The 14798-nt window shown below is 68.4% G+C and carries 11 protein-coding genes; 4 read left to right on the top strand and 7 right to left on the bottom strand.

Features of this window, described 5'->3' with window-relative positions; all coding sequences use genetic code 11:
• The first annotated feature begins 125 nt into the window (after window positions 1–125).
• The 3 genes from QQY66_RS24205 (at window position 126) to QQY66_RS24195 (ending at window position 3236) form a co-directional block, all read left to right on the top strand.
• The gene (locus QQY66_RS24205; protein WP_301987474.1) at window positions 126–1199 is read left to right on the top strand and encodes a ParA family protein; all 1074 of its coding nucleotides are present in this window, start codon (window positions 126–128) and stop codon (window positions 1197–1199) included.
• Window positions 1196–2296, top strand: coding sequence for a ParB/RepB/Spo0J family partition protein (locus tag QQY66_RS24200; RefSeq protein WP_301982420.1), 1101 nt, complete (start codon window positions 1196–1198; stop codon window positions 2294–2296). Before QQY66_RS24205 ends, QQY66_RS24200 begins: the two co-directional genes overlap by 4 nt.
• A 322-nt stretch (window positions 2297–2618) precedes the next feature.
• Complete coding sequence (locus tag QQY66_RS24195) at window positions 2619–3236, top strand: GNAT family N-acetyltransferase (RefSeq protein ID WP_301982419.1); 618 nt, start codon at window positions 2619–2621, stop codon at window positions 3234–3236.
• Between the two features lie 72 nt (window positions 3237–3308).
• Here QQY66_RS24195 and trxA read toward each other — a convergent pair whose 3' ends face one another.
• The 7 genes from trxA to QQY66_RS24160 form a co-directional block, all read right to left on the bottom strand.
• Window positions 3309–3641, bottom strand: a complete 333-nt coding sequence (gene trxA / locus QQY66_RS24190) for a thioredoxin (protein WP_123998972.1) — start codon at window positions 3639–3641, stop codon at window positions 3309–3311.
• A 41-nt stretch (window positions 3642–3682) separates the two neighbouring features.
• Complete coding sequence (gene trxB, locus QQY66_RS24185; RefSeq protein WP_301982418.1) at window positions 3683–4651, bottom strand: thioredoxin-disulfide reductase; 969 nt, start codon at window positions 4649–4651, stop codon at window positions 3683–3685.
• A 168-nt stretch (window positions 4652–4819) separates the two neighbouring features.
• Complete coding sequence (locus QQY66_RS24180) at window positions 4820–5719, bottom strand: hypothetical protein (protein WP_301982417.1); 900 nt, start codon at window positions 5717–5719, stop codon at window positions 4820–4822.
• Window positions 5716–6453 (bottom strand): RNA polymerase sigma factor SigM, encoded by a 738-nt coding sequence (sigM, locus tag QQY66_RS24175; protein ID WP_301982416.1) that lies wholly within the window; start codon window positions 6451–6453, stop codon window positions 5716–5718. Before sigM ends, QQY66_RS24180 begins: the two co-directional genes overlap by 4 nt.
• A gap of 31 nt (window positions 6454–6484) precedes the next feature.
• Entirely contained in the window at window positions 6485–8203 is a 1719-nt protein-coding gene (locus QQY66_RS24170; protein ID WP_301982415.1) for a protein kinase family protein, read from the bottom strand.
• 138 nt (window positions 8204–8341) lie between these two features.
• Window positions 8342–10582, bottom strand: coding sequence for a murein biosynthesis integral membrane protein MurJ (murJ, locus tag QQY66_RS24165; protein WP_301982414.1), 2241 nt, complete (start codon window positions 10580–10582; stop codon window positions 8342–8344).
• A 44-nt stretch (window positions 10583–10626) separates the two neighbouring features.
• A complete protein-coding gene (locus QQY66_RS24160; RefSeq protein WP_301982413.1) occupies window positions 10627–13017 on the bottom strand; it encodes a DUF6049 family protein in 2391 nt (796 codons plus the stop codon).
• A gap of 286 nt (window positions 13018–13303) precedes the next feature.
• Between QQY66_RS24160 and QQY66_RS24155 the strand changes: the two genes are divergently transcribed.
• Window positions 13304–14764: a CCA tRNA nucleotidyltransferase gene (locus QQY66_RS24155; RefSeq protein ID WP_301982412.1), complete on the top strand. Its 1461-nt coding sequence runs from the start codon at window positions 13304–13306 to the stop codon at window positions 14762–14764.
• Window positions 14765–14798: the final 34 nt, after the last annotated feature.

Here is a 14798-nt window from a genome sequence, read left to right as displayed (position 1 = left end):
CACTCGGTGAGGCGCCAGCTTCCGATTCCGGCGGCTCTCGGTCCCCCTCGGGGGGTACGGAGTTGTCCACAGAGGTGGAATTCTCCACAGAACAACAGGCCTCACTGGTTCACGACCCCGAAGACATGGGAGGCTCTGTTCATTGCGAGCCTGAAGTCGAGGAGAGTGAATCCTTGCGGTCCGACGCCAACATCGCGGGACCGATGACCGATCCGGTCCCCGGTCCCCGTACCGAGTCGATGGGGGACGATGTTTCACGTGAAACACCGCCCCCGATGGACGACACTCCCATCGGTCGTGCTGCCCAACTGGCGGTGGAGGCTCTGGGCCGCGCCGGCGAGGGCCTGCCACGGCCTGAGCAGACCCGGGTCATGGTGGTCGCCAACCAGAAGGGGGGCGTGGGCAAGACAACGACGACCGTCAATCTTGCCGCTTCGCTGGCCCTGCATGGCGGCCGTGTCCTGGTGATCGACCTCGACCCCCAGGGCAATGCGTCCACCGCCCTGGGAATCGACCATCACGCCGAAGTTCCTTCCATCTACGACGTGTTGGTCGAGAGTAAGCCGCTCTCGGAAGTCGTTCAGCCGGTCCCTGATGTCGAGGGCCTCTTCTGTGCACCCGCCACGATCGATCTCGCCGGTGCGGAGATCGAGTTGGTGTCCTTGGTGGCCCGAGAAAGCCGGCTGCAGCGAGCCATCCAGGCCTACGAGCAGCCGCTGGACTACATCCTCATCGACTGCCCGCCCTCGCTAGGCCTCTTGACGGTCAACGCGCTGGTGGCCGGCGCGGAGGTCCTCATTCCCATCCAGTGCGAGTACTACGCGCTGGAAGGCCTGGGCCAGCTGCTGCGCAATGTCGACCTGGTGCGGGGGCACCTCAACCCCACCCTGCATGTATCGACGATCCTGCTCACCATGTACGACGGCCGGACGCGCCTTGCGTCCCAGGTCGCGGACGAGGTGCGCAGCCACTTCGGGGACGAGGTGCTGCGGACGAGCATTCCTCGCTCGGTCCGTATCTCCGAGGCGCCGAGCTATGGACAGACGGTGCTGACCTACGATCCCGGATCGAGCGGTGCCCTGTCCTATCTTGAGGCGGCACGAGAAATCGCGCTGAAGGGCGTGGGCGTCACCTACGAAGCGACGCACGCCCATATTGGTGCCCAGAGCGACCCGAGCATGGTGGAGGGGATCCAGTGAGCGAGCGACGGAGGGGGTTGGGCCGTGGTCTCGGCGCACTGATCCCTGCTGCCCCGACGGAGAAGTCGGTGCCTCCAGCGGTGGGGGGCGCTGCTGCAGCGTCTCCCACGGCGGTACCGGTGCTGACGACCGACCGTGGCGTGGCCGCGGCCAAGGTGGCCACGCTGCCGCCTGTTTCACATGAAACCGAGGAGCCGTCGGTGAACGGCGTGGCGGAGGCGCCAGCGCCTCCCATGGGGGCTCACTTCGCCGAGATCCCTCTCGACGCCATCGCGCCGAACCCGCGTCAGCCGCGTGAGGTCTTCGACGAAGATGCGTTGCAAGAACTCGTCACCTCCATCAAGGAGGTCGGTCTCCTTCAGCCGGTTGTCGTACGCCAGATCGGCCCCGCCCGCTACGAGCTCATCATGGGCGAGCGGCGCTGGCGGGCCTGCCGTGAGGCGGGGCTCGAGGCGATCCCGGCGATCGTGCGGGCCACGGATGATGAGAAGCTCCTCCTGGACGCCCTCCTGGAGAACCTGCACCGTGCACAGCTGAACCCGATCGAAGAGGCGGCTGCCTACGATCAGCTGCTGAAGGACTTCAACTGCACGCACGATCAGCTGGCGGACCGCATCGGCCGGTCCCGCCCTCAGGTCTCCAACACCCTGCGCCTGTTGAAGCTCTCGCCGAAGGTCCAGAACCGGGTGGCTGCCGGTGTGCTCTCCGCCGGGCATGCGCGGGCGCTCCTCTCCGTGGACGACCCGGAGGAGCAGGAGAGGCTGGCCTACCGGGTCGTGGCCGAGGGGCTCTCGGTCCGCTCTGTCGAAGAGATCGTGACCCTGATGGGCTCCCGCCCGCAGAAGGCCCAGCGTTCCAAGGGGCCGCGGGCCGGAGCCCGGGTCTCCCCGGCTCTGACCGATCTGGCGTCCCGTCTCTCGGACCGCTTCGAGACGCGGGTGAAGGTGGACCTGGGACAGAAGAAGGGAAAGATCACGGTCGAGTTCGCCTCGATAGAGGATCTTGAGCGCATCCTCGGCTCGCTTGCTCCCGGCGAGGGTCCTGTCCTGCAGAAGAGCCTTCTGGATGAGGACGACGCTGAGGACTCCGAGGACTGATCCTTCGGCCGCCCGGTCGTTCTGCCTTGGGCGGCAGAGCGGGCCGTGTCCGGTGTGTACCGGAACACGGTCCGCTCTTTGCTTTTTGGCAGTATCGATCGAATCGCAATCGTGGATACGATGCGTTCGGGTATGGCGCATCCACCCGGCAGCACCTCTCAGGGGAGGCAGAGGCCATGCGAACGGTGAGCCGCACCGGACTGGTGAGCGCGGGCCTCGGGCTGGGCGCGGTCGGCGGATTCGTCGGCAGCCTGCTCCGGGAGCGAAGCGCCCTGACGGCCGCCCGCGACGCGGCAGGCGAAGGAAGCGAGGAACAGCCTTCATGGGGCGCCGGCTCGTACCGCTCACGCTGGACAACCTTCAGGACCTTCCCAAGCGCTGTCGCACGTGTGTCTTCTGGGAACTGGACCCAGTCAGCGGCGAAGCCGCGGTAAAGGCGGGCACGCCGGCGCTGGAGAAGGAAGCCTGGATTTCCGCCGTCCTGCTGGACTGGGGATCCTGCGGCCGAGTGGTGTACGTCGATGAAGTGCCCGTGGGTTTCGTGCTCTACGCCCCTCCCGCCTACGTCCCCCGATCGACGGCGTTTCCCACGAGCCCTGTCTCGCCTGACGCCGTGCAACTGATGACCGCTTTCATCATGCCGGGCTACCAGGGCCAAGGGCTGGGCCGGGTGATGGTGCAGACGGTCGCGAAGGACCTGCTGCGCCGGGGCTTCAAGGCGATCGAGGCCTTCGGGGACGCTCGTTGGTCGGAGCCGGCTTGTGTTCTGCCTGCCGACCACTTGACGGCCGTGGGCTTCAAGACGGTCCGGCCTCACCCCACACATCCACGACTGCGTCTGGAACTGCGGACGACGCTCTCCTGGAAGGAAGACGTGGAGATGGCGTTGGACCGGTTGCTGGGGGCGGTTCAGAAGGAGCCGGTGCTGCGGCCGCTGTAAAGACCTCTCCGGCAAGCGAATGGGCCAGCCTCCTCAGAGGCTGGCCCATTCGTGTTTCACGTGAAACATCGCCTACTCGGCGATGAAGTCCTCGAGGTCGCGGACGATCGCGGCCTTCGGCTTCGCGCCGACGATGGTCTTGGCGACCTCGCCGTTCTGGTAGACGTTCAGCGTCGGGATGGACATGACGCCGTACTTGGCGGCCGTACCCGGGTTCTCGTCGATGTTCAGCTTGACGATCTCGATCTTGTCGCCGTACTCGGCGGCGATCGCCTCGAGGGACGGCGCGATCTGGCGGCACGGACCGCACCAAGCGGCCCAGAAGTCCACCAGAACGGGCTTGTCGCTCTTGAGGACATCCTGCTCGAAAGAGTCGTCGGTTACATGCTTCAGGGTGCCGGCCACGGCGGGCTCCTTAACTGGTTGGTGCGTGGGGCGGAAGGGGGTCAGACAGCGGTCTTCTCGGGCTCGGCCTGCTCCTCGTCCGCCAGGGCGGAGAGGAAGCGCTCGGCGTCGAGAGCGGCGGAGCAGCCGGTGCCGGCCGCGGTGATCGCCTGGCGGTAGGTGTGGTCCACGACATCACCGGCGCCGAAGACACCGGTCAGGTTGGTGCGCGTCGAGGGGGCCTCGACCCTCAGGTAGCCCTCCTCGTCCAGGTCGAGCTGGCCCTTGAAGAGCTCGGTGCGCGGGTCGTGGCCGATCGCGATGAACAGGCCGGTCACCGGCAGGTCCGAGAGCTCGCCGGTCTTGACGTTGCGCAGCTTCAGACCGGACAGCTTCTGGTCGCCCTGGACCTCGGCCACCTCGCTGTCCCAGACAAACTTGATCTTCGGGTCGGCGAAGGCGCGCTCCTGCATCGCCTTGGAGGCGCGCAGGGTGTCACGGCGGTGCACGATCGTCACGGACTTGGCGAAGCGGGAGAGGAAGGTCGCCTCCTCCATGGCGGTGTCGCCGCCGCCGATCACTGCGATGTCCTGCTCCTTGAAGAAGAAGCCGTCGCACGTGGCACACCAGGAGACACCACGCCCGGAGAGAGCGTCCTCGTTCGGCAGGCCCAGCTTGCGGTGCTGCGAGCCGGTGGCGATGATCACGGCCTTCGCCTGGTGGACCGTGCCCGCGGTGTCCGTGACGGTCTTGATCTCACCGGACAGGTCGACGGCCACCACATCGTCCGGGACGAGCTCGGCACCGAAGCGCTCGGCCTGGGCGCGCATGTTGTCCATGAGCTCGGGGCCCATGATGCCGTCCTGGAAGCCCGGGAAGTTCTCCACGTCGGTGGTGTTCATCAGGGCACCACCCGCGGTGACGGCGCCCTCGAACACCAGCGGCTTCAGCGACGCGCGTGCGGTGTACAGCGCCGCCGTGTAGCCGGCGGGCCCGGAGCCGATGATGATCACGTTACGGACGTCGCTCACGGCTTGATTCCTCGTCTCTGGACTGCGTCAGTACGGCCAGTGGAGCCCTCTCGGAACTCTCACCCCACCCAACGGATCCTAAGGGGCGTGCATTCCCGGTGTACCCGGGCACACGGAGAGTGGACACCGTACGGGATACCACGCAGGACGGAGACGAAGCGTTCGCGCTCAGGAGCGCGTGTAGGCATCCTTCAGCAGGACCTTGGCTGTGCCGGACGACGGGTGGGCGACACAGGTGGCATCCATGATGTAGGCAACAACCCGAGTGGTGTCGGCGGGGTCGGGCAGCACGACGAGCATGGCGTCCGTCCCCTGGAAGGTGCCGTCCTGGGTCGCGATCGCCGTGTCGTTGGTGCCGATGCCCTGCTGGATGCATGGCGGGACTGCGGGCTCTCTGAAGATCCGAGGGCCCTCGCTGTTGGGGGCCGACCCCCCACCGAGGCTGTGCGGGGCGCGGGAGCCGTTCCCGGTGCTCTGGTTCTCGGCAAGGAGATCGGCGACCTGGTTCTCCAGCTTCGCCTCGGAGAATGTGTCGGAGGCGGTGCTCGTATCGTCGGACGGCTTGCCGTCGTTCAGATACGCCACGAGCACGGAACCGAGACCCAGAGCGGCTACTGCGAAGACGGCACCGAGGACGGTGGCCCTGCGGCTTACGCCCCTCTGGCGTTCCTTGCGGCCCGGGCCCGTGGTCGCGCTGCGGGCGTGCCCTGCGGGACGGGCTGCGGAGACCGATGTTTCACGTGAAACATGAGCACGGTGGTCGGGCGTGGAAGCGCCGACAGGTGCCGGGTCACCCCCGGTATCGGGTGCGGTGGCCTGGAGAAGAGCTTCAGCGGCAAGGGCGGCATCGATACGGCCCGCAACATCGTCGGGCATGCGCTGCCCACCCGGCAGTGTGCCCAGGAGGCCCCGGATCTCTTCGAGTGATGCGTGCACATCCGCGCAGAGATCGCACTCGTCCAGATGCCGCTGTACGTCTGCGGTCCTGTCCGGAGGCAGCAGGCCCTCGGTGAGGTCGGAGATCTCGGCGACGTCCGGGTGCCCGGCCGTGTCTGTCGTGGATGTCACGCTCGCCCACCTCCGCCCTTCACAGCAGCTGAATCACTGGGTCCTGTATCTCGGGAACCGGCGTCATGCGGATCCGCTGCCGGTGGGACGGATGTCCCGTGCACCCGGTTCCGTCCCCGGCCGGGTTCTCTGTCGTCGTCGGCGTTTTCCGGGCCGTTTTCCGGCCGCAGATGAGAGACAAGGGGCAGAAGCCGGGCTCTGCCACGGGCACAGCGGCTCTTCACCGTGCCGGTCGGGACGTCGAGGACACGGGCGGCTTCGGCGACGGGGTAGCCCTGCATGTCCACCAGGACGAGGGCGGCACGCTGGTCGGGCGGAAGCGTACCGAGCGCTTCGAGGAGCTGGCGGTTCAGATCATTGCGCTCCGCGGGAGCCGAGGCCGACTCATGAGGCTCCAGCAGCTGCTCCAGACGCTCGGTGTCATCGACGGGAGACGTCTTGCGCGAGGCCGCCTTGCGGGCACGGTCGAGGCAGGCGTTCACCGTGATGCGGTGGAGCCATGTCGTGACGGCCGACTGGCCGCGGAAAGTGTGGGCGGCCCGGTAGGCGGAGACAAGGGCGTCCTGGACCGCGTCAGCGGCCTCCTCGCGGTCCCCGAGCGTCCGCAGAGCCACGGCCCAGAGCCGGTCACGGTGGCGCCGTACGAGCTCGCCGAAGGCGTCGGGGTCGCCGTCCACATGGCGAGCGAGGAGGTCCTGATCGCTTGCGTCGCCGTATGCGGTGCCATCTGCCATCGGACCCCCTCCCCTGGAATGCGGTGAGCTGTCAGCCGGTGAACTTCACGTCGGTGATGGCCTGCTTGTAACCGGCGCGGCTGTAGTTGGCGGAATCCTCTCCCGAATACGGCATCGCTGTCAGCCAGACCAGCACGTAGCGGCTCTTCACCGGCTTGTCGACCGTCACCTTTGCGGAGGTGCCGCTCGTGGTCGCCTCGCCCAGCTCCTTCATCGAGCTCAGCGGTGTGGACGAATCCAGTGAGTTGGTCGCGTACAGCTTGGCGGTGGTGTGAGGGCCGCCGTAGCGGAGGGAGAGCGTCGCGGTCGACACCTCCTGGGCGGAGCCGAGGTCGTAGACGATGCCGACACCGGGCTTGATCACTATTTTCGGGCCGTCGTTGTAGCTGTTGGTCCGCCATCCCGTCGTGGTGCTGCTGTCGTACGTCAGGTCCACGTCGCCGGGATGCTGGGCGTCGCCCTCGGCCACGTACTCCTCGGCACCCTCGATAGGGAGAGTCTTGACCGGCTTGGTCTTGTCGCCGTTCTTTTCGTTGTCTTCCGTCTGCGTCTGGTTGGTGTCCTCGGACTTGTTGCCCTGGTCCATGAGCGCATCGGCGAGCTGCCAGCTGCCCAGGCCCAGGGCAGCGATCAGGAGGGCCGAGACGGCCCACTTCAGCGCCTTGCCGGTGCGGCTCTGCAGCGGAGGCGGCGGCGCCTGTACCGGCTGGGGGGCTCCGGGGCGCGGCACCTGGCGGCCGTACGTGCCCTGCTGATACGTCGTGCGCTGATACTCGGGCGGGGCCGTGAACGCCGGCTCCGGCGGGCGGATGCGGGGCATCTCGCCGATCGCCTTCACCAGCTCCTCCGGCGTGGTGCACGGGGACTCGTGGCGGGAGGCGGTCGCGCCGTCGTTGGCGAGTGCGCGCATGGCGAGTTCGGACAGACCGCGGTGCACGCCGGCGCGCACCTGGTCGGGGGCGATCAGACCGACGTCCTTGGGCAGCCCGGACAGGCCGTAGGCGTCGCTCTCGTACGGCCAGCGCTGGGTGAGCGCCGCGTACAGCAGGGCGCCGATGGACTCCGTGTCGGTGCGCTGCGGGGTGTCGGAACTGATGCCGCGCAGCGCGGCGTTCACCGCGAGGCCGCGGATACGCCACTGACCGGACGAGGTGCGCAGGACGGCGTTGGGATTCAGGCGCAGATGGGCGAGGCCCTCGCGGTGGGCGGCGGCCATCGCGGCGGCCACCTGGCTGACCATCTGGTAGGCGTCGTGCGGCTCCAGCGGCCCGGGGGCGAGGAGCGCGGTCAGCTCGACGGCGTCGGGCAGCCACTCGTGGACGACGTAGACGAGGTCGTTCTCCTCGACGGCGTCGAGGACCTGGACGAACCGGGGATCGCCGAGCAGGGCGGAGGAGCGGGCCGCTGCCAGGACGGAACGCGCCCGGGTGTGGTCCGCGGGCAGGACGTGGACGCCGACCGCGCGACGGAGCTTCTCGTCCACCGCGCGCCAGCTGCTGAATCCGTCCAGACGGGTGACGCATTCCTCGAGTCGGTAGCGTCTGGCGAGTTTGTGACCGCTGTGCAGCTCGGGCGGTGAGGCTTTTCCGGGACGCTCGGTCCCGCCGCTCCCCTGTGCCTCGTCGATGTCCGTGTCCAGCTCCCGATTCTTGGCCACCCCGTCGGCCGTGGACTGGTCCGCCTGTGCGGTCAGCGGCTCGTCGCCGCTGTTGTCTGCCACGTCGACGGCAGCCGTGCTCCGTTCCGCCACCGTCGTTCCTGCCTCCCCATCCATTGCGCGCCGTTCGACTGCCGTGCGCGCCGTCCGACGCCGAAACCAATTGTGCCCACAGTCCGCCGCTATGCACGACACACGGTGGGGGCCGATGGTTGTGCGCGTACCCCAGCCCTAGCGACCCAGACGCCCGCGGACCATGCCGACGAGCGAGTTGAGCTCCTCGATGCGCATGCGTCGGGCAGCCACGTAGAAGATGCCCAGCAGTACGGCTCCGCCGGCGAGGAGCGCGGCGAAGGAGCCGATGACGCCCTGGCCGAGCGAGCGGCTGATGCCGTAGCAGGCTGCGCCGCTGAGCAGCGCCGCGGGCACCGAGGCGATGCACAGTCTGGCGTACGTCCGCATCACACGAGTCCCGTCGAGGTCCCCGCCCAGCTTCTTGCGCAGCCGGTTCCAGGCGACGCCGACGCCGATCGCGTAAGCCAGGCCGTACGAGGCCGCCATGCCGACCACGGCCCAGCGGGCCGGGATGACGAAGTAGCAGGCGGCCGAGGCGACGGCGTTGACGGCCGCCACGATGACCGTGTTGTAGAAGGGAGTGCGGGTGTCTTCATAGGCGTAGAAGGCACGCAGGACGACGTACTGCACGGAGTACGGGATCAGGCCGAGGCCGAAGGCCATCAGCATGAAGCCCATGTTCGTGGCCTCGCTAGTGCCCGAGGAGCCGAACATCAGCGTGCACATGGGGATACCCAGAGCCAGGAACCCGAAGGAGATGGGGACGATGGCCACGGCCGTCGTCCGCAGGCCCTGGGAGATGTCGTCCCGGACAGCCCCGCTGTCGTCTTCTGCGGCCGAGCGCGAGAGACGCGGCAACAGGGCAGCCATCAGGGAGACTGTGATGATCGCCTGTGGCAGGCCCCAGATCAGCTGGGCGTTGGCGTAGGCGGCGAAGCCGGTGCCGTCGAGGGGGGATTCCTTGCCCGCCGAGGTGGACAGCTGTGTGACGACGAGGGCGCCGGCCTGGTTGGCGAGGACGAACAGGAACGTCCACTTGGCGAGCGTGACGGCTTTGCCGAGGCCGTGGCCCTTCCAGTCGAAGCGCAGCCGCAGCCGGAAGCCGGTCTCCCGCAGATACGGGATCATCGCCAGCGCCTGTACGACGAGGCCGAGGAGGACGCCGATGCCGAGGAGGCGCTGACCCTCCGGCGGAATGTTGGTGACGGTCATGCCGGAGTGTTCGGCGGTGCCGTAGACCCAGATGAACATCCCGAGCGTCATGATGATGACGATGTTGTTCAGGACCGGCGTCCACATCATCGCGCCGAACTTCCCACGCGCGTTGAGGATCTGACCCATCACGACGTGGATGCCCATGAAGAAGATCGAGGGCAGGAAGTACTGGACGAAGGTGATGCCGACCTGGTTGGCAGCAGGGTCGCTGGCGACGGAGTCGGACAGCAGCCGGATCAGTAGTGGTGCGCCGAAGAACGAGAGCACGGTGAGCGTGCCCAGCGCCACCATCACCAATGTCAGCAGTCGGTTGGCGTACGCCTCGCCACCGTCGGCGTCCTCCTTCATCGCCCGCACGAGTTGTGGCACGAAGACGGAGTTCAAGCCGCCACCGACGGTGAGGATGTAGATCATCGTCGGCAGCTGGTAAGCCACCTGGAAGGTGTCGCCGAGGAGGCCGACGCCCAGCGCCGAGACGATCAGCGCGGAGCGGATGAAGCCGGTGAGGCGGGACACCATCGTGCCCGCCGCCATTACTGCGCTCGACTTCAGCAGACCGCCCGCCCGGCCGCCCTTCTTGGTCGCCGCCGGGGCGGGCGCGGGAGCGGGGGCCTCAGGTGCGGGCGGCGGCGGGGTTGCCGCGGGGTACTGGCCGTACTGTCCCTGCGCCGGGTACTGGCCGGGTACCGACGCGGGCTCATACTGCGGATGGCCGCTGCCCTGCTGCTGGTCCCGGAAGAGATGTGCGAAGGCGTCCGGCTCGTGGCGCTCCTCGGAGGAGTGGGTGACGAGGTCGTCGACGCCGACGTACTGGGTGGTGCGGGGATCGTCGCCGTACGGCAGGTACTGGGTCGGGCCGTCCGGCTCGGGGGGCGGTGTCTGGGCCCAGACGCGCGGGTCGGGGGCGTACGGGGACTGCGGCGGCTGGGCGTAGAGCTGTTGCGGCGGCGGGTAGGTGCCGGGGGGCGGCGGGGGGTGCGCGGCCCGGTCGTAGAGCGCTTCGGCGACCGGGTCCTGGGCCGAGAGGTCCTGCGCCCGGTAGGGATCCTGGTCGTAGGCGTCCTGGAGGTACATGTCCGCGGGGGGCTGCGGCGGCACCTGGCCGTGCTCGGGCGGCGGGCCCTCGGGGTGCCCCGAGTTGCCCGCGGCCTGGCCGCGGTCACCGTCGTGCGGCGCGTTCATGGTTACCCCACCTCATCGTCCCGGGCCCACCGGCCACGACATCCTCAACGGTCCACTCTCTCACCCGTGCCGGACGGGTCTGCGCTTTCCGCTGGGGTGTCCGGTGCCGGGTCACTCGGCTGCTCCGGGTCGCCTGCCCGGGTCCGGGTGCCGGACTCCTCCTTGAGACGGTCTTCGGGGCCCTCGGGGTTCTGCGGGGTGCCGTCGCCTTCACTCGCCTCGTCGGAGCCGTCTCCGTCGGCCTCGCGGGCGGCGGCGCGCTTGCGCTGGGTGTACATACGGAAGCCGGCCAGGACGAGCAGCAGAACACCGCCGCCGATGACCAGCATGACCGTGGCCGTGAACTCGGTGACCTTCACGTCGAAGGTGACCGCCCGGCCGTACGGCTGACCGTCCTCCGTGTACAGCTGGGCGATCACCGTCGCGCGGCCGTTGGCCTTGGCCGAGGTGGTGAACTTCACCGTCTGGCTGTGGCCGCCGGAGACCGTGACGGGCTGCTCCTCGTAGGAAGTGCCGCCGATCTGGAGCCGGTTCGGGCTTGTAGAGGTGAGCCGCAGCACCAGGTGGTCGACGCCCTGCACCAGGTTGTTCTGCACGGTGACGGGGATGGTGGCGCTGCGTCCGGAGAGCTTGGTCTCGGACTTGTCGATCAGCGTGACCTGGCCGGCGAGGTTGTCGAGATATTTCTCCACGTCTTCGCGGAAGCCTGCCGCCTCCGCGGTCCGGCCGCGCCAGGAGGTGGACATCTCGCGGTTCATGGCCCGCCCGAAGGGGGTCACGACACGGGACTGGTCGTTGAGGATCACCTTGAAGTTGTCGAGCTTGTCCTGCGTCGTCGCGATCTGCTGGAAGGCCGACCGGGGCAGCTCCTGCTTGCGCAGCGACGAGGGGTAGGCCGAACTCGACGGCACCTCCGTGGTGGCGCCCTCGTCCGGCTCGGCTGCCGCGGCGGCCGTGAGCTCCTGGGACTCGGACCAGGCGCTGCCCTGGAGCGCTGTCACCGCCTCGGCCATCGCCCGGGCCTGCCGTGCCGTCGGCATGCGCTGCGGGGCGACGACGACGCTGCGCTGCTTGTCCGTCTGGAGGTTCATCGTGAGGCTCTGGGCGAGGAACTTCTGCACGGCGAGCGTGGAGGCCGACGCCTTCGTCAGATCGCCCTGGAAGGCCGTCGACAGCCGTGTGTCCGCGACCACCGCGGTGATGCCCCCGCCGATCGGGCGCGCCGCCGAGGGCGTGTACGGCAGTCCGCCCGTCTCCTCCAGGCTGTCGCTGCGCGCGATCACCTTGTCCGCTCCGGCCGAGGTGGCGACCTTGACGATCGACGGGTCGACGGCGCCGTCCACGGGCCAGGCGAAGTCCGTGACCGGTTCCACGTGGAGGATCGTCTCGACGGTGTTGGCGACGACGTCGGTGGCTTCCTTGAGGTGGCTCAGCGAGCCGGTGACGCTGGTGCCGTTGTGGGCGATGGAGGCCAGGTCCGGGTCGGCGAAGGGAAGGGCGACGACCTCCTTGTCGACGACCGCCTCCTGCAGCGAGGCGAGCCACTTCTGTGCGACCGCCTGATGGGCGCCGGCCGTGGTGGTGCCGTCCTCGTTCTTCACCCGGTAGCCGCGCGTCATGGCGTCGACCGATGCCAGCAGGTCCGGGTCGATCACCCAGGTGACGTCGAGGTTCTTGCCCAGGGCCAGGAGCTGGTTCAGCCGGCCGCCCGGGGAGATCTCCTTGGCGAGGTCGTCATCGAGGAAGACCGGAGTCTGCTGCTCGTTCGATCCCGTCTCCGCCGTCATATGGCCCGTGGAGATGAGTGGCCACAGGACGGTCGTCTTCGTCCTGGTGTCGGCCTCGCCGGACTGCCAGGGCAGGAAGGTCCGCTGGATGCCGAGCACCTGCTGCCACGGTTGTGCGGACGTCTCGCCGGAGAGTGAGACGGCGAACTGGTAGACCCCGTCCGCGCCGAGATCCAGCTTGTCGACCGGCACGGAGATGCTGAAGCGCTCGGAGACGCCCGGCGTGAGCTTCGAGAACCCCTCGACGTACTCCCCTCCGACCGGTGAGCCGTCGGCGCCCTCCTGGTAGCCGGTGCGCTGGGCGGCGCTGTCGATGGCGGAGCGGGTGGTCAGCCGGGGGCCCATGCGCAGATCGACCTCGGCGCCGGTGACGGCCTGCTTACCGTTGTTGGTCACCGTGCCGGAGACGGTCAGGGTGTCGCCCTCGACGGGGGCGACGGGGGTGAGCGAGTCGACGGCGACGGCCACCGTGCTCGAGTCGGAGGCGGCCTTCAGCGAGGTCTGTCCGGCGGCGTCCGCGGGCGTTGCGGCGGGCAGCTGGAGCAGCCCGGTCAGCAGGGGCGCGCCGGCGAGCAGTGCTGCCGTGCGCCGCAGCCACCGGCGGGCAGGTGAGGGAGTGGTCCCCTGGAATTCTGCCGCCTCGGCCACGCGCTCGTCCGTCCCTCGTCGTCGTCAGTGGTCGTCGGAATGTCCGCCCACGCATGGTAACGATGCGCGCTGAGGGGAAGTGCCGCGGACCGCTCCACAAGATCGGTGCACGGCGCCGGGCTGCCCTGTATGTGCCCGTATAAAGGAGGAGCGTCTCCGCTCGCCGCAAGGACGGATCTTGTGCACGTATCAGGGAGGCGAGGTGCCCGTCCGCTTTGGGGTGTGATGTCTTCCCCCTTTTAATGAGGGCGCTCCGGGTCGCCCGGGCCACGTACCCTCTTCTGTTGTGCCGAACGCCAACGAAGACAACCTCAGTGCCCTGAGCCAGGTGCAGCACCGCGCGGTGAGTGAACTGCTCCGGATCGCTCCTGTCGCCGACGACCTCGCCCGCCGCTTCCAGGAAGCCGGGTTCTCACTCGCTCTGGTCGGCGGATCGGTCAGGGACGCGTTGCTCGGCCGGCTCGGCAACGACCTCGACTTCACTACCGATGCCCGCCCCGAGGACGTACTGAAGATCGTGCGCCCGTGGGCGGACGCTGTGTGGGAGGTCGGGATCGCCTTCGGGACCGTCGGCGTGCAGAAGGACGCCCGCGTCGAAGACACTGATCGACGCTTTCAGATCGAGGTGACCACCTACCGGTCCGAGGCGTACGACCGGACCTCACGCAAGCCCGAGGTGTCGTACGGCGACTCCATCGAGGAGGACCTCGTCCGGCGCGACTTCACGGTGAACGCGATGGCGGTCGCGCTTCCGGAGAAGGAGTTCATCGACCCGCACGGTGGTGTCGAGGACCTCGCGGAGCGTGTGCTGCGTACTCCGGGCACACCCGAGGAGTCCTTCTCGGACGATCCGCTGCGGATGATGCGGGCCGCGCGCTTCGCCGCGCAGCTCGACTTCGAGGTGGCTCCCGAGGTCGTCACGGCGATGAACGAGATGGCCGGGCGCATTGAGATCGTCTCGGCCGAGCGGGTCCGGGACGAGCTGAACAAGCTGATCCTTTCCGCGCACCCGCGCAAGGGGCTGACTCTGCTGGTCGACACCGGACTCGCCGACCACGTGCTGCCCGAGCTCCCGGCACTCCGCTTGGAGCGCGACGAGCACCACCGGCACAAGGATGTCTACGACCACTCGCTGATCGTTCTGGAACAGGCGATCGCGCTCGAGGACGACGGCCCCGACCTCACCCTCCGCCTCGCCGCGTTGCTGCACGACATCGGCAAGCCCCGCACCCGTCGCTTCGAGAGCGATGGCCGGGTCTCCTTCCACCATCACGAAGTGGTCGGCGCGAAGATGACCAAGAAGCGGATGGTGGCGCTGAAGTACTCCAACGAGCTCGTGAAGGACGTCTCGCGTCTCGTCGAGCTCCACCTCCGCTTCCACGGCTACGGCACCGGCGAGTGGACGGACTCCGCGGTCCGCCGCTACGTCCGCGATGCAGGCCCCCTCCTCGACCGCCTGCACAAGCTGACCCGCTCGGACTGCACGACCCGCAACAAGCGCAGGGCGGCGGCACTGGCGCGGGCGTACGACGGACTGGAGGACCGCATCGCTCAACTCCAGGAGCAGGAGGAGCTGGACTCGATCCGCCCCGACCTCGACGGCAACCAGATCATGGAGATCCTGGGGGTTGGACCGGGGCCGGCCGTCGGGCGTGCGTACAAGCACATGCTGGAGCTTCGGCTGGAGAACGGGCCGATGGAGCATGACGTCGCGGTGGCCGCACTCAAGGAGTGGTGGGCCGAGTAGGGCTGAGGATGCGGAACGGGGTCATGTTTCACGT

Origin of the sequence: Streptomyces sp. DG2A-72, from assembly GCF_030499575.1 — a bacterium.
Taxonomy (GTDB): domain Bacteria; phylum Actinomycetota; class Actinomycetes; order Streptomycetales; family Streptomycetaceae; genus Streptomyces.
This window is presented reverse-complemented; position numbering and strand designations above follow the sequence as displayed.